The 22752-nt window shown below is 63.8% G+C and carries 20 protein-coding genes; 15 read left to right on the top strand and 5 right to left on the bottom strand.

Features of this window, described 5'->3' with window-relative positions; genetic code table 11:
• Window positions 1-203: 203 nt before the first annotated feature.
• Window positions 204-1154 carry an aliphatic sulfonate ABC transporter substrate-binding protein gene (locus ACIP02_RS24400; RefSeq protein ID WP_400621783.1) on the bottom strand — a complete coding sequence of 317 codons (951 nt, stop codon included), beginning with the start codon at window positions 1152-1154 and terminating at the stop codon, window positions 204-206.
• A gap of 198 nt (window positions 1155-1352) precedes the next feature.
• Between ACIP02_RS24400 and ACIP02_RS24395 the strand changes: the two genes are divergently transcribed.
• From ACIP02_RS24395 to ACIP02_RS24330, 14 genes are all read left to right on the top strand, one after another.
• A complete protein-coding gene (locus ACIP02_RS24395) occupies window positions 1353-2243 on the top strand; it encodes a LysR family transcriptional regulator (protein WP_400621780.1) in 891 nt (296 codons plus the stop codon).
• Between the two features lie 170 nt (window positions 2244-2413).
• The gene (locus ACIP02_RS24390; protein ID WP_400621777.1) at window positions 2414-3547 is read left to right on the top strand and encodes an acyl-CoA dehydrogenase family protein; all 1134 of its coding nucleotides are present in this window, start codon (window positions 2414-2416) and stop codon (window positions 3545-3547) included.
• Complete coding sequence (locus tag ACIP02_RS24385) at window positions 3544-4488, top strand: D-isomer specific 2-hydroxyacid dehydrogenase family protein (protein WP_400621774.1); 945 nt, start codon at window positions 3544-3546, stop codon at window positions 4486-4488. Before ACIP02_RS24390 ends, ACIP02_RS24385 begins: the two co-directional genes overlap by 4 nt.
• A gap of 17 nt (window positions 4489-4505) precedes the next feature.
• Window positions 4506-5300 carry a class II aldolase/adducin family protein gene (locus tag ACIP02_RS24380; RefSeq protein ID WP_400621771.1) on the top strand — a complete coding sequence of 265 codons (795 nt, stop codon included), beginning with the start codon at window positions 4506-4508 and terminating at the stop codon, window positions 5298-5300.
• Window positions 5301-5452: 152 nt separating this feature from the next.
• On the top strand, window positions 5453-7081 hold the full coding sequence (locus tag ACIP02_RS24375) for an ABC transporter substrate-binding protein (RefSeq protein ID WP_400621768.1): 1629 nt from the start codon (window positions 5453-5455) through the stop codon (window positions 7079-7081).
• The gene (locus ACIP02_RS24370) at window positions 7078-8028 is read left to right on the top strand and encodes an ABC transporter permease (protein ID WP_400621765.1); all 951 of its coding nucleotides are present in this window, start codon (window positions 7078-7080) and stop codon (window positions 8026-8028) included. Before ACIP02_RS24375 ends, ACIP02_RS24370 begins: the two co-directional genes overlap by 4 nt.
• Window position 8029: 1 nt before the next feature.
• On the top strand, window positions 8030-8923 hold the full coding sequence (locus ACIP02_RS24365) for an ABC transporter permease (RefSeq protein ID WP_400621762.1): 894 nt from the start codon (window positions 8030-8032) through the stop codon (window positions 8921-8923).
• Window positions 8920-10539: a dipeptide ABC transporter ATP-binding protein gene (locus tag ACIP02_RS24360; RefSeq protein WP_400621759.1), complete on the top strand. Its 1620-nt coding sequence runs from the start codon at window positions 8920-8922 to the stop codon at window positions 10537-10539. The genes ACIP02_RS24365 and ACIP02_RS24360 overlap by 4 nt, the downstream gene beginning before the upstream one ends.
• Window positions 10540-11040: 501 nt before the next feature.
• The gene (locus tag ACIP02_RS24355) at window positions 11041-12375 is read left to right on the top strand and encodes an LLM class flavin-dependent oxidoreductase (protein WP_400621756.1); all 1335 of its coding nucleotides are present in this window, start codon (window positions 11041-11043) and stop codon (window positions 12373-12375) included.
• Window positions 12376-12407: 32 nt separating this feature from the next.
• Window positions 12408-13508, top strand: coding sequence for an LLM class flavin-dependent oxidoreductase (locus tag ACIP02_RS24350; protein ID WP_400621753.1), 1101 nt, complete (start codon window positions 12408-12410; stop codon window positions 13506-13508).
• Window positions 13509-13888: 380 nt separating this feature from the next.
• Window positions 13889-15451 carry a flavin monoamine oxidase family protein gene (locus ACIP02_RS24345; protein ID WP_400621750.1) on the top strand — a complete coding sequence of 521 codons (1563 nt, stop codon included), beginning with the start codon at window positions 13889-13891 and terminating at the stop codon, window positions 15449-15451.
• An 18-nt stretch (window positions 15452-15469) separates the two neighbouring features.
• The gene (locus tag ACIP02_RS24340) at window positions 15470-15964 is read left to right on the top strand and encodes a RidA family protein (RefSeq protein ID WP_400621747.1); all 495 of its coding nucleotides are present in this window, start codon (window positions 15470-15472) and stop codon (window positions 15962-15964) included.
• Window positions 15965-15998: 34 nt separating this feature from the next.
• The gene (locus ACIP02_RS24335; protein ID WP_400621744.1) at window positions 15999-18410 is read left to right on the top strand and encodes a TonB-dependent receptor plug domain-containing protein; all 2412 of its coding nucleotides are present in this window, start codon (window positions 15999-16001) and stop codon (window positions 18408-18410) included.
• A gap of 224 nt (window positions 18411-18634) precedes the next feature.
• Complete coding sequence (locus ACIP02_RS24330) at window positions 18635-18988, top strand: RidA family protein (RefSeq protein WP_400621741.1); 354 nt, start codon at window positions 18635-18637, stop codon at window positions 18986-18988.
• Between the two features lie 36 nt (window positions 18989-19024).
• Here the strand turns inward: ACIP02_RS24330 and ACIP02_RS24325 are convergent, their stop codons facing one another.
• The 4 genes from ACIP02_RS24325 to ACIP02_RS24310 form a co-directional block, all read right to left on the bottom strand.
• Complete coding sequence (locus tag ACIP02_RS24325; RefSeq protein WP_400621840.1) at window positions 19025-19774, bottom strand: amino acid ABC transporter ATP-binding protein; 750 nt, start codon at window positions 19772-19774, stop codon at window positions 19025-19027.
• 11 nt (window positions 19775-19785) lie between these two features.
• Complete coding sequence (locus ACIP02_RS24320; protein ID WP_201200838.1) at window positions 19786-20445, bottom strand: amino acid ABC transporter permease; 660 nt, start codon at window positions 20443-20445, stop codon at window positions 19786-19788.
• A gap of 10 nt (window positions 20446-20455) precedes the next feature.
• On the bottom strand, window positions 20456-21103 hold the full coding sequence (locus tag ACIP02_RS24315) for an amino acid ABC transporter permease (protein WP_400621738.1): 648 nt from the start codon (window positions 21101-21103) through the stop codon (window positions 20456-20458).
• Window positions 21104-21166: 63 nt separating this feature from the next.
• Window positions 21167-21955, bottom strand: coding sequence for an ABC transporter substrate-binding protein (locus ACIP02_RS24310; RefSeq protein ID WP_400621735.1), 789 nt, complete (start codon window positions 21953-21955; stop codon window positions 21167-21169).
• A gap of 286 nt (window positions 21956-22241) precedes the next feature.
• On the opposite strand from ACIP02_RS24310, the gene ACIP02_RS24305 reads away from it, so the two are divergent.
• Window positions 22242-22682, top strand: a complete 441-nt coding sequence (locus tag ACIP02_RS24305; RefSeq protein WP_400621733.1) for an Lrp/AsnC family transcriptional regulator — start codon at window positions 22242-22244, stop codon at window positions 22680-22682.
• Window positions 22683-22752 lie beyond the last annotated feature (70 nt).

Below are 22752 nucleotides of genomic sequence, written 5' to 3'. Positions count from 1 at the left end.
CCGGGCGGCCCCCCCCCCCCCCCCCCCCGCCCCCCCCACCACACCCCCCCCCGCCCCCCCCCCCCCCCCCCCCCCCCCCCCCCCCCCCGCTCCTACAGGTAACGTGTGAACCCTAAACCTGAGCAGTACCTGTAGGAGCGGCTTTAGCCGCGAACACCGGCGCAGCCGGTGCCATACATGCGAGCGGTGCGGCCCTCGGGCTTTCACTGACCCTGCGGCTCATACAGGCTCACCGCCTTGGCATCCACGACCTTGGGCAGCAACCCCTCGCGGTAGAACGCATCGGCGATACGCTGCTGTTCAGCCAGGTTCTCCAGCCTCACCGGCTGCACGTCGTAACTGCGCCGGGCATTGGCCTGTTGCACCGTGGCACTGTCCAGGTTGCCCCACAGTGGGCCGAGGATGCGCGCGGCCTCCGCCGGGTTGGCCTTGGTCCAGGTACCGACTTCGCGCAAGGCCAAGTAGACCTGCTGTAACACGTCGGGGTGGGCCTTGGCGTAGTCGCTGCCAGCCAGGTAGTAACGCTGGTAGCTGGCCAGCTCGCTGCCATCGGCCAGGATGCGTGCATTCTGCTGGCGCTGGGCACTGGCCACATACGGGTCCCAGGTCACCCAAGCATCGACTTTATGGTTCTCGAAGGCGGCTCGGCCATCGGCGGGAATCAGGTAGGCCGGGGTGATGTCCTTGAAGGTCAGGCCGGCCTTGGCCAGGGCCTGGATCAGCAAGTAATGGCTGCCCGCAGCCTTGGTCACCGCCACGCGTTTGCCTTTGAGGTCGGCCAGGGTCTTGAGCGGCGAGTCCGCCGGCACCAGGATCGCCTGGGCAGTGGGCGATGGTGTTTCCCGGGCGAAGTACGTCAGCTTGGCACCTGCCGCCTGGGTGAACACCGGCACAGTGTCGGCGACATCTGCCGACAGGTCGACATTGCCCAGGTTCAACGCCTCCAGCAGTGGCAAACCGCTAGGAAACTCGTGCCAGGTAACTTGTATGCCCTCGGCCTGCAGGCGTTGTTCGAGGCTGCCACGGGCCTTGAGCAGAGTCAGCAGGGTCGAGGATTTCTGGTAGCCGATGCGCAGGGTCTGCTCGGCGGCGCTGGCCTGGCCTGCCAGCAACACTGCCGCAGCAAGGGTCAACAGTTTCGTTCGAATGGACATGGCGCTCCTCGGTGGCTTGGCGGGCGGCTTCATGCGGCCCGGCCAGGCGACTCTAGCGAGAACGACAAAATAAATTAAAGTAGTTTTAGGAATAACCTAATATGCGTTTTCATCCTTACAAATCATGCAGATGGCATTTCCTGCCATTGCGATTATGCTGATACCTTATTTTTACGTTTCATCCTGTGAGCGCCGATTATGAAAATCGATGATATGGACGCCTTCGTCGCGGTCATTCGTTGCCAGTCGACCAACCTTGCCGCCGAGGCCCTGCAACTGACGCAGCCGGCCATCACCCGCCGGGTGCAGAACTTCGAGGAAGACCTCGGCGCCACCCTGCTCGACCGCAACACCAAGCCGCTGAAACCTACGCCCATGGGCCTGCGGGTGTACGAGCAGTGCAAGGCGATCCTGCGGGAGATCGACTCACTGCGCGAACTGGTGGCCAACGATGGCGCACCGTCGGGCACCCTGCGCCTTGGCGTACCGCAGACCCTGGGGGATGTGGTGTTGCTTGACGCCCTGGCACAGATCCGTGAGGCCTACCCACAGCTGCGCACCCAGGTCAGCAGTGGCTGGGGCAGCAGCCTGATCGCGCGCATGGAGAACGGCGAACTGGACGCCGCTGCCGCGTTGTTCCCGCCCGGCAAGATCTTCCCCGAGGGCATCGCCAGCCAGTCCATCGCACGTATGCCGCTGAAGGTGGTGGCGGCCAAGGGTAGCGCGGGCAAGCGCAGCTACAAGCTCAAGGACTGCTATACCCGCGGCTGGGTGCTCAACCCCGACGGCTGCGGTTTCCGCGCAGGGCTGCAGCGAGCGCTGAGCGAACAAGGGTTGAGCCTGTCAATCAACCTGGAAACCTTTGGCACCGAGTTGCAACTGGGGCTGGTCGCCAACGGCCAAGGCCTGGGGCTGGTCCCGGAACCGTTGTTGCAAGCCAGCCGGCATCGCGATGCACTGGAGGTGCTGAATGTCAGCGATTTCAAGCCGCACGTGGATCTGTGGTTGTTCCATCCGCGCTACCTGGGCAACTTGCAGGAGCCGGTGGGACTGTTTGGCGAAGTGGCCGGGCACCGGTTGCTGGGCTGAGCCTGCCGGGGCTGCCAGGCAGCTCTGGCGTTAAATGCAAAAAGCGCATAACAGAAAAAAGGCTAAATATAAAAATCAAATAATTAGCTTAGAACTAAAAAGACTTTTACAGCCTTCATCCATACGAATACGGTCTTAGGCAACACACCGTCATTCAGGGATGAAACCCCATGAGTCACCCCTCCGACAGCACCCTCGCCGAGCTGACGCAGGCCCTTGCGGCCAATGCCGAGCGCTACGATCGCAGTGCCCGGTTCCCCCAGGACAACTTCGACCTGCTGCACCGCCACGGCCTGCTCGCCTTTACCGTGCCGCACGCCCTGGGTGGCGGCGGCGCCGGCCTGGCCAGTGCGCGCCGGGTTATCGGCGCTGTCGGCAAAGGCGACCCGGCCACCGCACTGATCCTGGTCATGCAGTACCTGCAGCACTTTCGCCTGCAGGACGAAGCCCGCTGGCCCGAGCACCTGCGCCAACACGTGGCCCGTGATGCCGTACAGCACGGTGCCCTGATCAATGCCCTGCGCGTCGAGCCTGAACTCGGCACCCCGGCCCGCGGCGGCCTGCCTGCCACCGTGGCACGGCGCACCACCGAAGGCTGGCGCCTGAGCGGCCGCAAAATCTACTCCACCGGTAGCCACGGCCTGACCTGGTACCTGGTCTGGGGCCGCAGCGATGACAGCGACCCGTTGGTCGGCGGCTTCCTGGTTCACCGTGATACCCCGGGCATCACCATCATCGACGACTGGGACCACCTGGGCATGCGTGCCACCTGCAGCCACGAAGTGCGCTTCGATGATGTGCTGATCCCCCTCGACCATGCCGTCAGCGTGAGCCCTGCCAGCGCGCCGAAAGCCGAACTCGACGGCGAAAGCCTGCTGTGGATGGCCGTGCTGCTGCCGGCGGTATACGACGGCGTGGCCCGCGCTGCGCGCGACTGGCTGGTGGGCTTCCTCCAGCAGCGCACGCCCTCCAATCTGGGCGCACCTCTGGCCAGCCTGCCACGCTTCCAGGAGGTGCTGGGCCGCATCGACACCCTGCTGTTCGCTAATCAGAGCCTGCTCGACTCGGCTGCCGCCGGGCAGGTTGCCCCTGCGCATGCCGGGCAGATCAAGCACCTGGTCAGTGCCAATGCCATCCAGGCCGTGGAACTGGCCATCGAGGCCGCCGGCAACCCCGGGTTGTCCCGGCGCAATCCGCTGGAGCGGCACTACCGCGATGTGCTCTGCAGCCGTATCCACACGCCCCAGGACGATGTGGTATTCGGTCAGGTCGGCCGCGCGGCGCTCTCGGAGGTGCAGGCATGAGCCATTCGATCATTGCCAGCCAGCTGGACGCCCAGGTCAACCAGCAATTGCGCGAGCACCTGCCGGACCATGAAGTCATCGACATCGCCTATGGCCAGCTAGCCCTGGAGGCCCCTGCCGACGTGTTCATCCTGCGCCCCATCAACGTGCGCGGGCAGCGCGTCGACACCCCGCCAGCAGGCTGGCCGTGGGGCTTGAAATGGGTGCAACTGGTGTCTTCGGGCATCGACTTTTACCCCGACTGGGTGTTCAAGGGTGCACCCGTGACCAGTGGCAAAGGCGCCAATGCCGAGCAAGTGGCCGAGTTTGCCCTGGCCCTGGTGTTTGCTGCCGCCAAGCAGTTACCCGGGCTGTGGGTCAAGGATGCCGACTGGCGCCTGACCCCGCTGGCACCGCTGCGCGGGCGCACCCTGGGCATTCTCGGCTTTGGCAGTATCGGCCAGAGCCTGGCGCGCAAAGCCGTAGCCTTGGGCATGCGGGTACTGGCCCTGAGCCGCCCCGGCCAGGCCATCGCCGAAGTGCCAGGCGTGGAGCGCGCCGCTGACCTGCGCCAGCTGTTCGCCGGCAGCGACCACCTGGTGCTGGCTGCCCCGCTCACCCCGGCCACCCGTGGCCTGATCGATCGCCAGGTACTGGCCCATGCCCGCCCCGGCCTGCACCTGATCAACATTGCCCGCGGCGGCCTGCTTGACCAGCAGGCGCTGCTCGAGGCCCTGGACAGCGGCCTGATCGGCCGCGCCAGCCTGGATGTTACCGAGCCCGAGCCATTGCCCGCTGGCCATCCACTGTACCGGCACCCACGGGTATTCCTGTCGCCACACACCTCGGCCATTTCCGAGGATGGCTACCCGGCTTTCCTAGAAGCCTTCATCGCCAACTTCCACCGCTACCGCGAGCAGGCCCCCCTGGCCAACCTGGTCGACACCGCACGCGGCTATTGATTACCGGAGAGCACACCATGAGTTCACTGTCTGCCATCACCCCTCGCTCCGACAATGTACGTGGCCGGGTCAGCGCCGAGGAATGGGAGGTGCGCGTCAAGTTGGCCGCCGCCTACCGCCTGGCAGCCCTGTTCCGCTGGACTGACCACATCTACACGCACTTCTCCGCCCGCGTGCCGGGACCGGACGAGCACTTCCTGATCAACGCCTTCGGCCTACTGTTCGACGAAATCACCGCCTCCAACCTGGTCAAGGTGGACGTCGACGGCACGATCATCGACGACCCGCTGGGGCTCGGCATCAACCAGGCCGGTTACGTGATTCACAGCGCCATCCACCGCGCCAGGCCTGACCTCACGGCCGTGCTGCACACCCACACCCGCGACGGTGCGGCGGTGTCGGCACAGCGCGACGGCCTGCTGCCGATCTCCCAACACGCCCTGGCTTACTACAGCCGGGTGGCTTACCACGACTACGAAGGCGTGGCGCTGGACCTGGACGAACAGCAGCGGCTGGTGGCCAACCTGGGCGACAGCAATATCCTGATCCTGCGCAACCACGGGCTGCTGACGGGCGGCATCAGTGTCGAGCATGCGTTCCGCGAGCTGCACGGGCTGGAGCGCGCCTGCAACATCCAGGTGGCAGCCCAGGCCGGGGGCAACGACCAGTTGCTGCATGCGCCCCAGGCGGCGATTGCCAAGGTGCACGAGCAGTCGAAGCGGTTTGCCGATGGTAGGGGCGAAGGTATCCAGCGGCATTGGGATGCGTTGATCCGTCAACTGGACCGGGAGGGCCGGGGTTACCAGGACTGACTGGCCGTTCTTCACTCCTGTGGCCTCTTCGCGGGTAAACCCGCTCCCACAGGTGCTGTGCCGCATTCGGAGCCTGTGTGTTCCATGTGGGAGCGGGTTCACCCGCGAAGAGGCCACCACAAGCAACACACCCCTCACTGAAGGAACGCCCCATGCCCCCATTTCATCTGGCCAGAAACCTGTTGGTCGCAGCTACCCTGGCGTTGAGCCTGGCCGGCTGCTCTCCCTCGGACCAGAGCACCTCCAGCAAAACCCTCAACATCGCCTTCTGGGGCGACAACACCACCCTGGTCAGCGTCGACCCTTTCCAGGTCTACTGGCTGGAGCACCGCGTGCTGCTGCGCAACGTCGCTGAATCGCTGACCGACCAGGACCCGCAGAGCGGCCGCATCATCCCTTGGCTTGCGCAAAGCTGGGAGGTCAGTACCGATGCCCTGACCTACACCTTCCACCTGCGCCAGGACGTGACCTTCAGCAATGGCGAGCGCTTCGACGCCCACGCGGTGAAAACCGCCTTCGACAGCAACAAGGCTTTCGCCACCCAGCTGCCAGCCACGTTCGGCGCCACCTACCTGGCCGGCTACGACCACGCCGAAGTGCTGGACGATTTCACCGTGCGCCTGGTCCTGGCAAAACCCAATGCCGGCTTCCTGCAGGCCACCTCGACCACCAACCTGGCCATCCTCGCCCCGGCTTCCTACAAGCTGACGGCTCAGGAACGCTCGCTGGGCAAGATCATCGGCACCGGCCCGTTCGTGCTCGAACACTACACACCGGAAGTCGGCGCGCGCCTGGTCAAGCGCGCCGACTACGCCTGGCCCTCGGCCAACGTGCATAACCAGGGGCCGGCGCACCTGGACGCTGTTGAAATCAGCTACATCGCCGAGGAAAGCGTGCGCAACGGCCTGTTCCTGCAGGGCAAAGCCGATATCCTGTGGCCACGCAACCCGTTCTCGGAAGTCGACCTCAAGCTGTTCCAGGCCAAGGGCGCGACCATCCAGAGCCGCTCGTTGCCGGGCCCGGCACTCAACCTCTACCCCAACACGCGCAATGACCGCCTGCTCGGTGACCGGCAACTGCGCCTGGCCTTGCAGAAGGCCATCGACCGCACCAGCTACGCGCATACCGTTTACAACGCCGAATTCCCGGTAGTAAGCGGCGTGTATGACGTGACCACCCCCTACTTCAAGGCCCAGGCCGACAAGCTTGCCTACGACCCGCAAGGTGCCGAACGCCTGCTGGACGCCGCCGGCTGGCACAAGGGCGATGACGGTTACCGACACAAGGACGGCAAGCGCCTGACCCTGCGCTACAACCTTACCCCCGCCGAAAGCGCCGGTGATGTACTGGTGCAGGACCAGCTGCGAAAGCTCGGCATCGACCTCAAGCTGAACGTGCTGACCCGCGCCGAGTGGGTGGCGGGCAATGCCTCGGGCAACTACGACCTCACCTCCACCTACATGACCCGCGCCGACCCGATCATCCTGCAGACCATCCTCGACCCGCGCGCCGCCAACAGTGCCACATTGGCCACCAACACCTACGAGCCGCACACCCTGGTAAAAGCGCAAACGCTGTTCGACAACGGCATCACCGCCACCCGCGACGAGCAACGCGCCCAGGCCTACGGCCAGCTACAGGACCTGCTAGTCGACCAAGCCTCGGCGTTCCCGCTGTACGAACGGGTCTGGCAGGCCGCCACCGCGCCGCGGGTCAAGGACTTCCGCTGGACCGCCGAAGGTTTCGCGCTCCTCAGCGACATCCAGGTTGGCCAGCCATGAAACGCTACCTGATAGGCCGCTTCGGCCAGGCGCTGCTGGTGCTGTGGGGCGCCTACACCATCACCTATTTCATCCTTTACCTGCTGCCAGGCGACACCCTGGCGATCATGCTGAGCGCTTCGGGCATGGAAGCCGATGGCCTGTCGCCCGAGGACCTGGCCAAGGCCCGTGCCTACTACGGGCTCGACAAAGGCTTGTTCGAGCAGTACGTCGACCTGCTGTGGCGCGCCTTGCACGGTGACCTCGGGCAATCGCTGTCACTGGGCCGGCCGGTCACTGCGCTGCTGGCCGAGCGCCTGCCGCAGACCCTGGCGCTGGCCGGTACGGCGATCGTGCTGTCGCTGCTGGCCGGGGTCGGCCTGGCCTACCTGACCGCCTACGTCCAATGGCGACCGCTGAAGACCGTGCTGGCGCGCCTGCCTTCGCTGGGCTTTTCGGTGCCGGTGTTCTGGATGGGGCTGCTGCTGATCCAGGTGTTCGCCTTCGCCCTGGGCTGGTTCCCGGCCACGGGCAGCCAGGGCCTGGCCAGCCTGGTACTACCGGCAATCACCCTGGCGATCCCCAGCGCCGCCGTATACGCCCAGGTGCTGCAGCGTGGTTTCCAGGGGGTGTGGCAAGAGCCTTACATCACCACCGCCTTCGCCAAGGGCCTGAGCCGGGCGCAGGTGCAGGCGCGCCATGGCTTGCGCAACGCGGCCCTGCCGCTGCTGACCCTGGTCGGCTTGCAGGTGGGCAATACGGTGTCCGGCGCGGTCCTGGTAGAGACGATCTTCTCGCGCAATGGCGTTGGCCGCCTGGCCCAGGAAGCCGTACTGCGCCAGGACATCCCGGTGGTGCTGGCGATCGTTGCGGTATCGGCCGCGGCCTTCGTGCTGGTCAACCTGATCGTCGACCTGCTCTACCCCTACCTCGACCCACGCATTACCCACGCCGCCAAGGTGAGCTGAGATGACCATCGACATTTCCCGGATCGCCAATAATTCGCTGCCGACCAGCACTTGGCAACGCCGCACGCGCTTGCAGCGCGTACAGCAGGCGCTCGTACCGCTGCTGCGCCGCCCCGGCTTCAGCCTGGCCCTGCTGATCGTGCTGTTCGCCCTGCTGTGCGCGCTGGTCCCCCACTGGCTGACCAGTTTCGACCCCTATGCCACAGCGCCTGCCGCCAAGCTCAGTGCGCCCGGTGCGGCGCACTGGTTCGGCACCGACGAACTGGGCCGTGACCTGTATACCCGCGTGGTATACGGTGCGCGCCTGTCGGTGCTCGCCGCCTTGCTCGCAGTGGCCATTGCCCTGGTCGGCGGCCTCGGCCTGGGCGTACTGGCCGGGTTTGCCGGCGGGCGCGTCGACCCCGCGTTGATGCGCCTGATCGACGTCCTGCTGGCCCTGCCTGGCCTGCTGCTGGCCCTGGCCATCGTCACCGCCATCGGCTTCGGCACGGTGCCGGTTGCCGTCGCCGTGGGCGTCGGCATTATTCCGGGGTTCGCCCGTACCACCCGCGCCGAAGTGCTGCGCATCAAGACCCTGCCCTATGTCGAGGCCGCGCGGCTGGGCGGTGCCAGCTGGGCGCGCACACTGCTGCGCCATGTACTGCCCAACGCCTGGGGCCCGGTGGCCGTGCTCGCCACCCTGGACTTTGGCGCGGCGATCCTGGCCACTGCCGGGCTGAGCTTTCTCGGCTTCGGCGCGGCGCCACCGGCCGCGGAATGGGGCACGCTGATCGCCAACGGCCGGCACTTCCTGATCACCGCCCCCTGGGTATCCCTGCTGCCGGGGCTGTTCGTGGTCGCGGTGGTGTTCAGCCTCAACCACCTGGCGCGCAGCGCCGAGGAGCAAGCCCGATGAGCCAGCCTGCGTTGATCGAAGTACGTGACCTGAGTGTCAGCTACGCCTCTGCCGGGCAACGCACGCAAGCGCTGAGGCAGCTGTCGTTCAGCCTGGCCCAGGGCGAGACCCTGGCCATCGTCGGCGAGTCGGGGTCGGGCAAGTCGACCCTGGCCAGCGCCCTGCTCGGCCTGCTGCCGGGCAATGCACGCATCGACCAGGGCCAGCTGTGGGTCAACGGCATCGAGGTGACCCGGGCCAGCGAACGGGCCAAACGCCAGCTGCGCGGGCGCACCATCGGCCTGGTGCCGCAGGACCCGATGGTCAGCCTCAACCCGACCCTGGCGATTGGCAAGCAGATTGCCGAAGCGCTGTCGCTGGCCCATGGCCGGCGTTATTCGCCGGTGGCTGCCGAGGTGCTCGAACTGTTGGCCCAAGTTGGCCTTGACGACCCGGCGTTGCGCGCCCGCCAGTACCCCCACGAGCTGTCCGGGGGCATGCGCCAGCGGGTTCTGATCGCCATCGCCCTGGCCGGCCAGCCGCGGCTGATCATCGCCGACGAGCCGACCAGTGCGCTGGACGTGACCGTGCAGCGGCGCATTCTCGACCACCTGCAACAGCTGGTGGCCGAGCGTGGTATCTCGCTGCTGATCATCACCCACGATCTGGGGATGGCCTGCGACCGTGCTGACCGCCTGCTGGTGATGAAACAGGGCCAGCTGGTGGAACAGGCCTCGCCCCGGCAGATTCTCTGGGGGGCGCAGCAGCCCTATACCCGCGAGCTGCTCAAGGCAGCGCCCGCTTTTGTGCCGCGGCAAAGGCCGGGTGGCCTAACGGGCCAGGCGCCGCTGTTGCGCCTGAGCAACGTCGGTAAGCGCTTTACCCTGCCTGGGCAGGCTGGCGATTTCACTGCGCTGCACGACGTGAACCTGGCGGTGCAGGCTGGGCAGACTTTGGCCATTGTTGGTGAGTCGGGGTCGGGCAAGAGTACCGCGCTGCGGATTGCCCAGGGGCTGGAGAAACCCAGCCAAGGGCACGTCGAGTTTGCCGGCGAAGATGTCAGCGGCTACAGCTGGCGGCAATTCCGCCCGCTGCGCCGGCGCATTCAGCTGGTACAACAGAACCCGTTTGCCGCACTCGACCCGCGCTTCACCGTGTTCGACAGCATCGTCGAACCGCTGGTGTCGTTCGGCCTGCTCAAGGGCGAGGCACTGGAACGCAAGGCTCGCGAACTGACTGCCAAGGTGCATTTGCCGGTGCACTTTCTCGACCGCCTGCCGCGGGAATTGTCTGGTGGCCAGCGCCAGCGGGTGGCGATAGCCCGGGCATTGGCCCTGGAGCCCGATGTCCTGCTGCTCGACGAGCCGGTGAGTGCGCTGGACGTGTCGGTGCAGGCGCAGATTCTGGCGCTGTTGAACGACCTGCAGCGCGAGCTGGGGATGGCTTACGTGCTGGTCTCTCATGACCTGGCGGTGGTGGCCAGCATGGCTGACCAGGTGCTGGTGCTGCGGCGCGGGCAGGTGGTCGAGCAAGGGCCGGCGGTGCAGGTGTTCAGCGAGCCGGCAAGCGCCTATACGCGGGAGCTGATTGCGGCGATACCGGGGCATTCGCGCAGTGTGCTGCCGGTGGCGGTGTAGCGGGGGTTTGTGTTGTTCGCGGTGTTCGAGGTGTTCGCCTTGGAATGTTTAGCGCCTGTGAAATCGAGCGCCGCCCGCGCGGCGCTTCGCGGGGCAAGCCCGCTCCCACATTTGTTTCGGGCCAATTATTCCTGCATCCATTGTCGCGCGGCCCCTTGTCTGTACGACACGGTATCGTGTCATGCGCCAAGGGGGCGCGCGCCAATGGTGGCAGGATATACTGGCCCGAAACAAATGTGGGAGCGGGCTTGCCCCGCGAAGCGCCGCGCGGGCGGCGCTCGATCTCATAGGCGCAAAAACTCTATCGGCGGACCCATCGCGGCCAACACAAAATCCATATAAAACATATTAAACAAAAAACTAAATAATCATCACGCATATTAGCTTAGAACCACAAAGCCTTTCACAACCCCCACCACCCGCGCTAACGTCACCCTCAACAGTCCGACCCCACACCTGGCGGAGGCCGTCCACACCGACCGTAACCCACAGGTATTCCCGATGAGCAAGCGACAGATTCACCTCGGCGCCATGATCCACGGCGTTGGCCACGGCTGGGGCGAATGGCGCCACCCCGAGGCACTGGCCGACGCCAGCGTTAACTTCGGTTTCTACAAGCAACAGGCGCAACTGGCCGAAGCTGCCAAGTTCGATTTCGCCTTCATCGCAGACAGCCTGCACATCCACGCCCGGTCCAGCCCTCATTACCTCAACCGCTTCGAACCGCTGACCATCCTCTCGGCATTGGCCGCCGTCACCGAGCATATCGGCCTGGTGGCCACGGTCACGGTCAGCTACACCGAGCCCTTCCAGGTCGCCCGCCAGTTCGCCTCGCTGGACTTGATCAGCGGCGGCCGTGCCGGCTGGAACGTGGTCACCTCGTGGCTGTCGGGCACCGCCGACAACTTCGGCAAGGCCGAGCACCCGCCCCATGCGGTGCGCTACCGCATCGCCCGCGAACATGTCGAGGTGGTGCAGGGCCTGTGGGACTCGTGGGAAGACGACGCCTTTACCCGCAACAAGCAGAGCGGCGAATTCTTCGACCCGGGCAAGCTGCACACCCTCGGCCACCAGGGCGAGTTCTTCAAGGTCAAGGGCCCGCTCAACATCCAGCGCTCGCCCCAGGGCCAACCTCTGATCTTCCAGGCCGGCGTGTCGGAAGACGGCCGTAATTTCGCCGCGCAGAATGCCGATGCGATCTTCGTCAGCCCCGAGTCGTTCAGCGATGCCCAGGCTTATTACCAAGACCTCAAGCAACGCGCCGCAACCCATGGTCGCAACCCCCAGGAACTGTTCATCCTGCCGGGCATCCGCCCCATCGTTGGCCGCGACGAAGCGGAAGTGGAGCGCCGTTACCAGCAGGCGGTCGAGTTGGTGAGTATCGAGGACGCTCTGGTCGCGCTCGGCCGCCCGTTCAACGACTACGACTTCAGCCAGCATGACCTGGATGCGCCGTTCCCTGACCTGGGCAACCTGGGCGACAACAGCCACAAGGGCACCGCCGACCAGCTTAAACAACTGGCCCGCGACGAGGGCCTGACCCTGCGTGCTGTAGCACTGCGCTTCTCGCGACCACGGCGGGACTTTACCGGCACCCCGGAACAGGTTGCCGATGCGCTGCAGACCTGGTTCGAGAACGACGCCGCCGACGGCTTCATCATTAACTCGCTGCTGCCCGACGGCCTGCAATACTTCACCGAACTGGTGGTGCCCCTGCTGCAGGCACGCGGCCTGACGCGCAGCGAATATACCGGCAGCACCCTGCGCGACAGCTTTGGCCTGAGCGTACCGACCAACCGCAATACTCTGCGCCGCGAGCAGGCCGCCGTCGCCTGAAAACGCCCCCGATTGAAAAGGAGTTCCACTGCATGAGCCTCGAATTCATCGGCCTGATCGGCCCCCAGGAAAGCAGCGAGTCACAGGCCCCACGCGGGCCATTGGTTGACCTGGCGTTCATCAAGGCCTTCGCCCAGGCCCAGGAATATGGCGGTTTCGACAAAGCCTTGCTGGCGGTCAACACCAGCGCGCCCGATTCGATGATCCTGGCCAGCTACGTTGCCGCGCTGACCGAGCGCATCGGCCTGCTGGTCGCCCACCGCCCCGGTTTCCAGGCACCAACCTTCGCCGCCCGCCAGTTCGCCACCCTCGACCAGCTTAGCGGCGGCCGTGCCTCGATCAACGTGATTACCGGTGGCGACAGCGGCGACCTGCAACGTGACGGTGACTTTCTCGACAAGGATGCCCGCTACGCCCGCACCGACGAGTACCTGGATGTGCTGCGCAACACCTGGACGCAACAGCAACCGTTCGACCACCACGGCGCGCACTACCGGGTGGAAGACAACCTGACCCTGGTCAAGCCGGTGGGCCAGTTGCCGGTGTACTTCTCTGGTGCCTCGGATGCGGCGGTGGAGGTCGCGGCGAAGCATGCGGACGTGTACATGATGTGGGGCGAGCCGCTGGAGCAGGTGCGCGAGCGCATCGCCCAGGTGCGCAAGGCCGCCGCCCGCTACGGGCGGGAAAAACACATTCGTTTCAGCCTGTCTTTGCGGCCGATTCTGGGGGCTACCGAAGAGGAGGCCTGGGCCCGCGCCGAGCGCATCCTGGCCGACGCCCAGCAGCGCATCGGCATACGCCAGGGCAACCGGCGCGAGAAGAACTTCGGCAAGAGCAATATCGGGTCCGAGCGCCTGGTGCAGCTGGCCAGCCAGCGCAAGGTGCACGACACCCGCCTGTGGACCGAGATCGCAGCCCTTGGGGGCGGCGCCGGCAACTCCACCTCGCTGGTGGGCACAGCGGAGCAGGTGGCTGAGGCTGCACTGGCGTACTACGAGCTGGGGGTGAGCACATTCCTGTTCCGGGGTTTCGACCAACTGCGCGATGCCGTGGAGTACGGGCAGGAACTGATTCCCCTTATCCGCGCCCGCGTGGCGCAGCTAGAAACCGACCGCAGCACCAAGCGCGCCTGACCTGTACCGGCCCTTTCGCGGCTAAAGCCGCTCCTACAGGTACAGCGCAGTCCCTGTAGGAGCGGCTTTAGCCGCGAAGAGGCCAGCACAGGCAATCCCCTATCTCATCAACCACCAGTCCATTCCGGGCCTGCACCGGCGCGCGCGCGGCAATCTCAAAATTATAATTACGCATTTAACAAGAAAATTATTATCAGTAAATAACATACTTAACTTAGAACAAAAAAGCCTTTCACACTTCGCTGAAAGTCCATTAGGTTCTACTCACCGACCCCAACATGGCGGAGGCAAATGGATTTGTGCCAGCCGCCGTCGAGCCCTTCACCAGGGCAGCCCACCCGTTGCGCACATCCGGACCTTACTTTCTCGGAGCACGCGACATGGGATTGTCCCGTAGAGATCTGATCGCCCGCCTCGCCGCCATTGGCGGCTATTCGGCGGCCCTGGGCGCACTGGGCAACAATGCCCTGGCCGCCACCTTCGAACCCCTGCAACTGGCCGCCAATGGCGGCAACGGCAAGCGCGTGGTGATTGTCGGCGCCGGTATTTCCGGCCTGGTATCGGCCTACGAGCTGCGCAAAGCCGGCTTTTCCGTCACCGTGCTCGAAGCCCGTGACCGCGTCGGCGGCCGGGTCTGGACCCTACGCCACGGTGACCGCATCGAGCACAACGACGGCAGCACGCAAACCGTCGGGTTCGACCCGGGCCACTTCTTCAACGCCGGCGCCGCGCGCCTGCCCAGCCACCACCTGACCATTCTCGGCTACTGCCGCGAGCTGGGCGTGGAGCTGCAGGTGCTGGTCAACAGCAGCCGCAACGCCCTGGCCCAACCCGACCTCGCCCGCCCGCCACTGCTGCTGCGCCAGGCGGTCAACGACACTCGCGGCCATTTCAGCGAACTGCTGGCACGCAGCGTCAGCCGCAACAGCCTCGATGCCGAACTCGACAGCGGCCAGCGCAAAGCCTTGCTGGAGTTCCTCAAGGTTTATGGCGACCTCGACAGCCAGCAGCAATACCGCGGTTCGGTGCGCGCCGGCTACACGCGCTTTGCCGGTGCCGGCGACCAGACGCCGATCCAGCGCCAGCCGGTGCCGCTGGACCAACTGCTGGACAGTAACTTGCTGCTGCCGCTGGTGTTCGATGAGATTCCCGAGTTTTCCTCGACCATGTTCCAGCCGGTCGGCGGCATGGACCAGATCCCCAAGGCCTTCTACCGCCAGGTCAAGGACAGCGTGCGTCTGGGCGCCGAAGTGCTTGGCGTGGAGACCGGCGAGCAAGGTGCCAAGGTGGTGTGGCGCGACCGCAACAGCGGCAAGCAACACGTGGAGCAGGCCGACTACGCCATCGTCACCCTGCCCCTGCCGCTGCTGTCGAAATTGCCGAACAACTTCAATGCGCCCTTCAAGCAAGCCATCGCCAGCGCCGAGGGCGACAAAGCCAACAAGGTGGCCTGGCAGTCACCGCGCTTTTGGGAGACCGACTTCCAGATTTACGGCGGGCTCAGCTACATCAACCACGAGGCACGCACCCTGTGGTACCCCAGCGACCACCTGAACAGTGCCCAGGGCGTGTTGGTGGCCACCTACAACACTGGCGCCGTGGCCCAGCAGTTCGCTGGCAAATCGCTTGAGGCACAAATCGCCTCCTCGCGCCAGGCGGTGGAATCTCTGCACCCCGGCCACAGCCACAAGCTGGGCCGGCCGGTGGTGGTGAACTGGTCGAAGATCCCGTACAGCGAAGCGCCGTGGATCGTCCACGACGAGGTCGCCCAACCGGGCTACGACGTGCTCAACCAACCCCAGGGCCGCACCTGGCTAGCCAGCGACGCCCTCGCCCATGGCGGGGTCGGCATCTGGCAGAACAGTGCTGCCGAATCCGCCCGCCGGGTGGTGGGCCTGATTGCCCGCCATGCCAGCCAGTCCCCTCGCGGCGCTGCCGCCTGACCTGCAAGGAACCCTGCCATGCCTCGTCTTCTTCTGCTTGCCGCAGCACTCATGTCGCTGACCCTGAACGCCCACGCCGACGGCATCAAACGGGTCGCGCCACCTGGCTCGAACTTCCCCATCTCGCAGCTTGTCACGGTACCGGCCGGCAGCCAGCTGACCTTCGTCAGCGGCACCCTCCCGGACGTGGCCGACCCCAAGGCGCCCAAAGGTAGCATTGCCGCCCTGGGCAACACCGAAACCCAGACCCGCTCGGTGCTGAACAAACTGCGCACGGCATTACGCAGCCAGGGCCTGGACCTGGGCGACATCGTGCAGTTGCGGGTATTCCTGGTGGGCGACCCGGCCAACGGCGGTGCCCTCGATTTCGCCGGGCTGCAAGCGGCCTACACCGAGTTCTTCGCCACCGCAGAACAACCCCGCACACCGACCCGCACCGCTATCCAAGTGGTGGCGCTGCCGCTGCCGGGCGCGCTGGTGGAAATCGACGCGATCGCGGCCAAGGCGCCGTGAGCGCGCCCGCCCTGCCAGACAAGGAACTGCGTGCATGAAGCAAGCTTTTAAATCTGCCCCCTTTTTCAGCGTGGCCTTGGTCGCCGCGCTGCATCCCGCCCCGACCTTGGCCGAAGAAGCCGCCGCCCAGGCCCTCGGCACGGTGATCGTCACCGGCAACCGTGGCAGCGAAAAGCGCACCGTCACCACCAGCCCGGTGCCCATCGACGTGATCAGCGCCAAGCAGTTGCAGGAAACCGGCAAACCCGGCCTGATGGAAGCCCTTAGTGCCAGCGTGCCGTCGCTGACCCTACCGGAAAAAACCGGCTGGGACGCCAGCGGCATGGCCCGCGCGCCAAGCCTGCGCGGGCTCAACGCGGCCCAGGTGCTGGTGCTGGTAAACGGCAAGCGCCGCCACACCAGCGCCACCTTGAACATCAGCGGCATCAACGCCGGCGCGGCGCCCAGCGACCTCGACCTGATCCCGATCAGCGCCATCGACCATGTCGAAGTGCTGCGTGACGGGGCCGCGGCCCAGTATGGCTCCGACGCCATCGCCGGGGTGATCAACGTGATCCTCAAGGCCGACACCAGCGGCACTGCAGTGACCACCGCCGGCCAGGGTTACGACGGCAAGAAACAGACCGTGCAGCAAAGCCTGAACAAAGGCTTCGAGCTCGGCCGCGACGGTATCCTTCAGCTGGCCCTCGACGCCCGTAGCCAGAACGACGACAACAAGGCCAGCGCCAACGGCTACAGCCAGGCCGAAGCGCTGGACCGTGCCGGCAAGGTCACCTACGGCGGCTATGGCACGCCGAAGATCAACCTGCTGACCCTGGGCTACAACGCCGAGCTGCCGCTGGAAGACGACCTTACCCTGTATTCGTTCAGCACCTGGTCGTACCGCAAGGCCGAGCAAGGCCAGAACTTCCGCCTGCCGACTATCGTCAACACCATTACCACTGGCCCCAACGGGCGCCCGTCCGGCTACACGCCCACCTGGTACATCGAGGAATACGACTACCAGGCTGCGCTCGGTGCCAAGGGCCTGGCCGGTGACTGGGACTGGGACCTGTCCAGCACCTATGGGCGCAACCAGGCCGAACAGGGCACCTGGAACAACCAGAACCCGTCGTTGGGCGAAGCCACGCCCAACCATTTCGAATCCGGCACCTGGGTCAGTTCGCAGCTGACCAGCAACCTCGACCTGCACCGCAACTTCGAGGTGGGGCTGGCCAGGCCACTGGACTTCTCCTGGGGCCTGGAGCAGCGGCGCGACACCTACCAGGTACAGGCCGGCGACTGGGCCAGCTGGGCAGACGGCGGTTACTGCGCGGCGCCCGGCAACTGCGCCGCATCCGGCGCCCAGGTCACCAACGGCATTTCCCCGGCCGAGGCCGACAGCGCCAGCCGCAACAGTTACGCCGGCTACGTGGATGTCGGTTTCAACCCGCTGCCGCAATGGTACTGGGGCGCGGCCCTGCGCTACGAGCACTACGACCGTGGCATCGGCGCCACCCGCAGCGGCAAGCTGACAACCCGCTACGAGCTGACCCCGGAACTGGCGGTGCGGGCCACGGTGAGCAACGGCTTCCGCGCGCCATCGCTGGCCAACAGCCTGTTCAGCGCCCGCTCAACCACCTACGGCGTGGTCGATGGCGTGTACCAGTCGATCAACTACGGCGTGCTGCCGGTGGACTCGGCCGCTGCCCAGGCCTTGGGCGCCGAACCCTTGAAGCCGGAGAAGTCGACCAACTACAGCCTCGGACTGACCTGGCAGCCCAGCGAGCGCCTGGCCTTCACCGCCGACGCCTACCTGATCAACGTGCGTGACCGCATCACCCTCACTGGCACCCTGCTCGGATCAGAGGTAACCCAGACCCTGCTGGCCAACGGCATCGATTCGACCTCGGGCGGCCAGTACTTCACCAACGGCGCCGATACCCGCACCAAGGGCCTGGACCTGGTGAGCAGCTACGACCAGGACCTGGGCAGCGCCGGTACCGTGAAATGGACAGCAGCCTTCAACTGGAACGACACCGAGATCCTCGCCTACAAGGACAGCGTAAACATCCTCGGCACCTCCTACGAGCTGATGAACCGCCAGGCGCGCAACTTCCTTACCGATGTACAGCCGCACACCAAGCTGATCCTCGGTGGCAACTGGCGCCTGGACCGCTACCGGGTCAATCTGGGGCTGACCCGCTACGGATCATGGCGTGAAGTGAACGCCGCCAATGACCGTTCGCTGGACCGTGAGTACAAGGCACGCTGGATCACCGACCTGGATGTGGGTTACCAGCTGACCAAGGACCTGGAGCTGGCAATAGGCGCGCGCAACCTGTTCGACGTGTACCCCGAGCGCCAGGCGCCGAGCAGCAAGACCATGACCAAGGGTTATGGGGCCTATTCGCCATATGGTTTCACCGGGGGCTACTACTTCGGGAGGCTGACCTATAACTTCTGAAATCGCGGGGGCTCCCACAGGGCCCCTGCCCATTGCGCCATTGTCGTTCTACAGAGCAAGAGCTGGTGCATTACTACAGAACCTCAAGCCTCACGCAACACGTTGTTTTGCCGCCATTAATAGCCAAAATCCTGCCTTCATTCAGCTAATTCAACTGGCTGCCTCTCGCTACACTTTCGAGCTTCGCATTCATCACGACAACAACCACAAGGTAACCCGCAACCATGGCTATCCAGCGTCTGCACAGCAACAAGCGCCTGAGCAACACCGTGATCCACAACGGGGTCATCTATCTGGCCGGCCAGCTGGCCAACAACCATGAAGCCGATATCCGCACGCAAACCGCCGAAACCCTGGCCAATATCGATGCGCTGCTGGCTGAAGCCGGCAGCGACAAGTCGAAGATCCTGTCGGTCACCATCTACCTCAAGGACATCATCAACGACTTCGCCGGGCTCAATGAAGTCTGGGAGGCCTGGGTGGCAGAAGGTCACGCCCCGGCACGCGCCTGCGTCGAAGCGGCCATGTTCAAGCCGAGCCTGTTGGTGGAAATGTCCGTAGTAGCCGTGCAGGGCTGATCACCTGAGAACCGGCCTTCAGGTTCTGCCTGCAAACTAACGGTCGTGCAGGTGCTTTTTCAGAAATGCCCGGGTGCGATCCTGTACTGGATTGCTCAGGATTGCACCCGGTGCCCCCTGCTCCACCACCACCCCGCCATCCATGAACACGATCTGGTCGGCCACCTCGCCGGCGAAACGCATTTCGTGGGTGACAATCAGCATGGTCATGTGCTCGGCCGCCAGTTGCTTCATGACCAGGTTCACTTCCTCGACAAGCTCGGGGTCCAGCGCCGAGGTCGCTTCATCGAACAGCATGACCTTCGGTTGCATGGCCAGCGCCCGGGCAATGGCCACGCGCTGCTTCTGCCCGCCAGACAAACGTGACGGGTACTCGTCGATCTTGTTGGCCAGCCCGACCTTTTGCAGGTACTCCAGGGCCAGTTCCCGGGCCGCACTTCTCGAATAGCCTTTGAGCTTCATTGGCCCTATCGCGATGTTTTCACACACGGTGAGGTGCGGGAACAGGTTGAAATGCTGAAACACCATGCCCATTTGCTGGCGCACCCGGTTGATATGCTGCTCGAAAGCGCGGCCCTTCAAAGGCCGGTTGACCTGGTCGCCGTCAAGCCAGACCTCACCATCATTAAGCGCTTCAAGGTGATTGATCGAGCGCAGCAAGGTGCTCTTCCCCGAACCGCTGGGGCCGATGATGGCGTAGATCTGCCCACGCGACACCGACAGGTCGATACCCTTGAGTACCTCAAGCGCGCCGTAGGCTTTACGGGCGCCCTTCACTTCCACCATAGCGTTGTTGTTCATCGTGACATCTCGACCTTTGCTTCAATTAGATGCAGCCCAGCCTCGAGCACCAGGTTGGCCACGTAGTAGATCAGCGCAACGGCGATGTAGAACTCGAACGGGCTGTACGTTTCGCTGACCGCCAGTTGTGCGCTGTAGACGAGTTCGGCAATGCCAATGATCGATACCAGCGAGGTGTCCTTCAGCAGCACGATGAGGTTGTTGCCCAACGGCGCAATGGTCTTTCTCAGTGCCTGCGGCACGATGATGTAGCGCTGGGTCATGGCCCTGCTCAGGCCAATCGAACGTGCGCCTTCTATTTGCCCGGGGTCGACCGCCTCGATGCCGGACTTGATCACGTCAGCGTTGTACACCGCAAAGTGCAGGCTGAGCCCGATGATGCCCGCCGCGAGTGCCGGAATATCGATACCCACCTGCACCAGCCCGTAATAGATCAGGTACAGCTGCAACAACAATGGCGTGCCCATCAACAGCCAGGTCACGAAGCGTACCGGCAGTGCCAAGGCTTTGGGTGCATACAGGTCGATCAGGGCAAACAGCACGCCCACTACCAGGCTGATGACGCTGGAACACAGAAACATGACCACCGTCCACCACAGCCCTGTCGCCAGCATGTCGTAATAAGGCGTGATGACACTCAGGTTCAATCCTTCCATTGGCAAGCCCTTACTGGGTGGCGTAGCGCCGGTCCAATACCTCGACCAGGTACTTGACCGAGTACACCATGACGATATAAAGCAGCGCCGACACCATAAAGATCTCGAACGGTTTGTAGGTTGAACTGATAAAGCGCTGCGCGGTGTAGGTCAGTTCAACGACCGAGATGGCCGAGACCAGGGCGGAGCCCTTGATCAAACCAATGGCATTGACGCCCAGCGGCCTGATCATCAGTTTCAGTGCCTGGGGAATGATGATGTACAACAGCGTCTGCCTGCGGCTGAAGCCAATCGATCGTGCGCCTTCCGCCTGACCAGGGTCGACGTTATCGATAGCCCCGCGAATGGACTCCGACATATACGCCGCGATATTCATGCCCAAACCGATTACTGCGGCAGCAAAGGGCTCAAGTTCGATCCCTATTTGTGGGCCGCCAAAATAGATAATGAACAACTGCACCAGGCAGGGCGTACCACGAAACACGCTGACATAGAGTTTGGCGGCCCACCGCAGGAGGGCCAGCGACGATAACCTGAGTGCTACCAGGATGACTGCCAACACCAGGCCAAGTATCAATGCCAGCAACGAGATCTGCACTGTGACCCAGGCGGCTTCCATGAAAAACGGGTAGGTGCGATGGATTAATGATAGGTCCATAGATACCACTCACAAAGTCTGCCAACCCAGCCCAACCCGCGGTCAGGCCACGACGGGTACGTGTCAGCGAATATCGCGACCGACCCATTTCATCGAGATTGCTTTGTAAGTGCCATCAGCCAGGATGTCGTCCAGGGCCTTTTGCAACTGGGCCTTGAGTTCCGGGTTGTTTCTACGGATGGCAATGCCAAGGCCCTCACGACCGCCCTGATCGTCTGGCAAGCTGATGATGCGTACTTTCTGCCCGGTCTCTTTTACCGCAACCATGACGGGAATGCTGTCCATGACCACCGCATCAATGCGCCCGGCATCCAGGTCAACCAGCATTTCCGGCAGCCCTTTATAGGTGCGCACTTTCAAGTTGCCGCGGGCGCGTGCCCATTTGTCATGGGAGTCGCCCAAGGTGACGCCAACCGTGACATCCTTGAGATCATCCAGCCCTTTGATCGGTGAGTCTTCCTTGACGCCAATCGTGCGGCCAGCGTGGTAGTAAGGCCCGACGAAGTCCACGGCTTTCAGGCGCTCGGGAGTAATGGTCATCGAGGCGATGACAGCGTCGTACTTCTTGGCCAACAGCCCGGCGATAATGCCATCGAACGGGGTGGTGATTATCTTGATCTTCACGCCCAGGCGCTGCGCAAGTGCCTCACCAATGGAGGCGTCGAAGCCGACAATTTCATTTCTTTCATTGGCAAAGCTGAACGGAGAGTACTGCCCGCTCATGGCCACACGCAGTACTTTCGATTCCTGAATGGCTTGCAAGTCATCGGCGTGCGCGGCGCCATAAGAGAACAGTGCGGCTGCCGCTACAGCGGAGGACGCCAGTAGCATTCTGGTTGTTCTTGCCAGCATCGAGGCACTCCTTGGAAGTTTGTATTTCTTATTGTTCTGGACGTCAAAGTCCCAACCTTCCGCAAAAGCTTTGCATACTGAAACCTTGAAAGCACCCTGCAATGTGCGTGTTCGACGGGCACATTGCCGGAATCGACCGACATAATGTCGGTGCTATTTCGTGCCGGGGAAAATTTGAAGTAGTGTCTGGTAATGCACGATAAACAAGCAAGTATCCAGCTGGTGTGCACCTGCATTGTGCAGTGGCGGCCGGCTTTTTACCGGTGATCCGTCAGGAGTGTCAGCATTGCGCGAATTAGACGTCAAGGATCGGGAAATCCTCGAGATACTTTCCAAGGAAGCACGTGTTGCGCTCAAGGCACTGGCAGCCAGGATCGGGCTGTCCAGAAGCGCCACCAGCGAACGGGTTTTACACCTGGAACGCAGCGGGGTCATTCGCGGGTATCGTGCGGATATTGGTGAAATCGATGCCAATGTCATACGGGCGATCATCCTGGTTTCACTCAAGCGCACACCGGCACTGGGGCTGCTGGACCTGCTGGCACAGAACGCCCAGGTAAAACGGGTTTCATCGGTCAGCGGGCAACTTGACCTGGTGATCGAGGTTGAGGCGCGAACGATTGATGACTTGAACCGGGTTCGTGATGCCGTGGCCAGTCATGATTCAGTAGATGACATTACTACGGCGGTGGTGTTGCGGCGTGATATCGACAGGCAGAAGGCCTGATTGAATTTGCATGGCACCGGCTGCGCCGGTGTTCGCGGCTGAAGCTGCACAGGTACTGCACATGGCTCAA

The organism is Pseudomonas sp. NPDC089408 (assembly GCF_044749445.1).
In the GTDB taxonomy this organism is placed as follows: Bacteria; Pseudomonadota; Gammaproteobacteria; order Pseudomonadales; family Pseudomonadaceae; genus Aquipseudomonas.
This window is presented reverse-complemented; position numbering and strand designations above follow the sequence as displayed.

Excerpts from the sequence above, each read along its gene's own strand:
- ACIP02_RS24310 (WP_400621735.1), bottom strand. The coding sequence starts at position 21,955 with ATGCTGGCAAGAACAACCAGAATGCTACTGGCGTCCTCCGCTGTAGCG.
- ACIP02_RS24400 (WP_400621783.1), bottom strand. The coding sequence starts at position 1,154 with ATGTCCATTCGAACGAAACTGTTGACCCTTGCTGCGGCAGTGTTGCTG.
- ACIP02_RS24395 (WP_400621780.1), top strand. The coding sequence starts at position 1,353 with ATGAAAATCGATGATATGGACGCCTTCGTCGCGGTCATTCGTTGCCAG.
- ACIP02_RS24335 (WP_400621744.1), top strand. The coding sequence starts at position 15,999 with ATGAAGCAAGCTTTTAAATCTGCCCCCTTTTTCAGCGTGGCCTTGGTC.
- ACIP02_RS24380 (WP_400621771.1), top strand. The coding sequence starts at position 4,506 with ATGAGTTCACTGTCTGCCATCACCCCTCGCTCCGACAATGTACGTGGC.
- ACIP02_RS24390 (WP_400621777.1), top strand. The coding sequence starts at position 2,414 with ATGAGTCACCCCTCCGACAGCACCCTCGCCGAGCTGACGCAGGCCCTT.
- ACIP02_RS24325 (WP_400621840.1), bottom strand. The coding sequence starts at position 19,774 with ATGGTGGAAGTGAAGGGCGCCCGTAAAGCCTACGGCGCGCTTGAGGTA.
- ACIP02_RS24330 (WP_400621741.1), top strand. The coding sequence starts at position 18,635 with ATGGCTATCCAGCGTCTGCACAGCAACAAGCGCCTGAGCAACACCGTG.
- ACIP02_RS24370 (WP_400621765.1), top strand. The coding sequence starts at position 7,078 with ATGAAACGCTACCTGATAGGCCGCTTCGGCCAGGCGCTGCTGGTGCTG.
- ACIP02_RS24340 (WP_400621747.1), top strand. The coding sequence starts at position 15,470 with ATGCCTCGTCTTCTTCTGCTTGCCGCAGCACTCATGTCGCTGACCCTG.
- ACIP02_RS24360 (WP_400621759.1), top strand. The coding sequence starts at position 8,920 with ATGAGCCAGCCTGCGTTGATCGAAGTACGTGACCTGAGTGTCAGCTAC.
- ACIP02_RS24350 (WP_400621753.1), top strand. The coding sequence starts at position 12,408 with ATGAGCCTCGAATTCATCGGCCTGATCGGCCCCCAGGAAAGCAGCGAG.
- ACIP02_RS24345 (WP_400621750.1), top strand. The coding sequence starts at position 13,889 with ATGGGATTGTCCCGTAGAGATCTGATCGCCCGCCTCGCCGCCATTGGC.
- ACIP02_RS24355 (WP_400621756.1), top strand. The coding sequence starts at position 11,041 with ATGAGCAAGCGACAGATTCACCTCGGCGCCATGATCCACGGCGTTGGC.
- ACIP02_RS24385 (WP_400621774.1), top strand. The coding sequence starts at position 3,544 with ATGAGCCATTCGATCATTGCCAGCCAGCTGGACGCCCAGGTCAACCAG.
- ACIP02_RS24375 (WP_400621768.1), top strand. The coding sequence starts at position 5,453 with ATGCCCCCATTTCATCTGGCCAGAAACCTGTTGGTCGCAGCTACCCTG.
- ACIP02_RS24315 (WP_400621738.1), bottom strand. The coding sequence starts at position 21,103 with ATGGACCTATCATTAATCCATCGCACCTACCCGTTTTTCATGGAAGCC.
- ACIP02_RS24320 (WP_201200838.1), bottom strand. The coding sequence starts at position 20,445 with ATGGAAGGATTGAACCTGAGTGTCATCACGCCTTATTACGACATGCTG.
- ACIP02_RS24365 (WP_400621762.1), top strand. The coding sequence starts at position 8,030 with ATGACCATCGACATTTCCCGGATCGCCAATAATTCGCTGCCGACCAGC.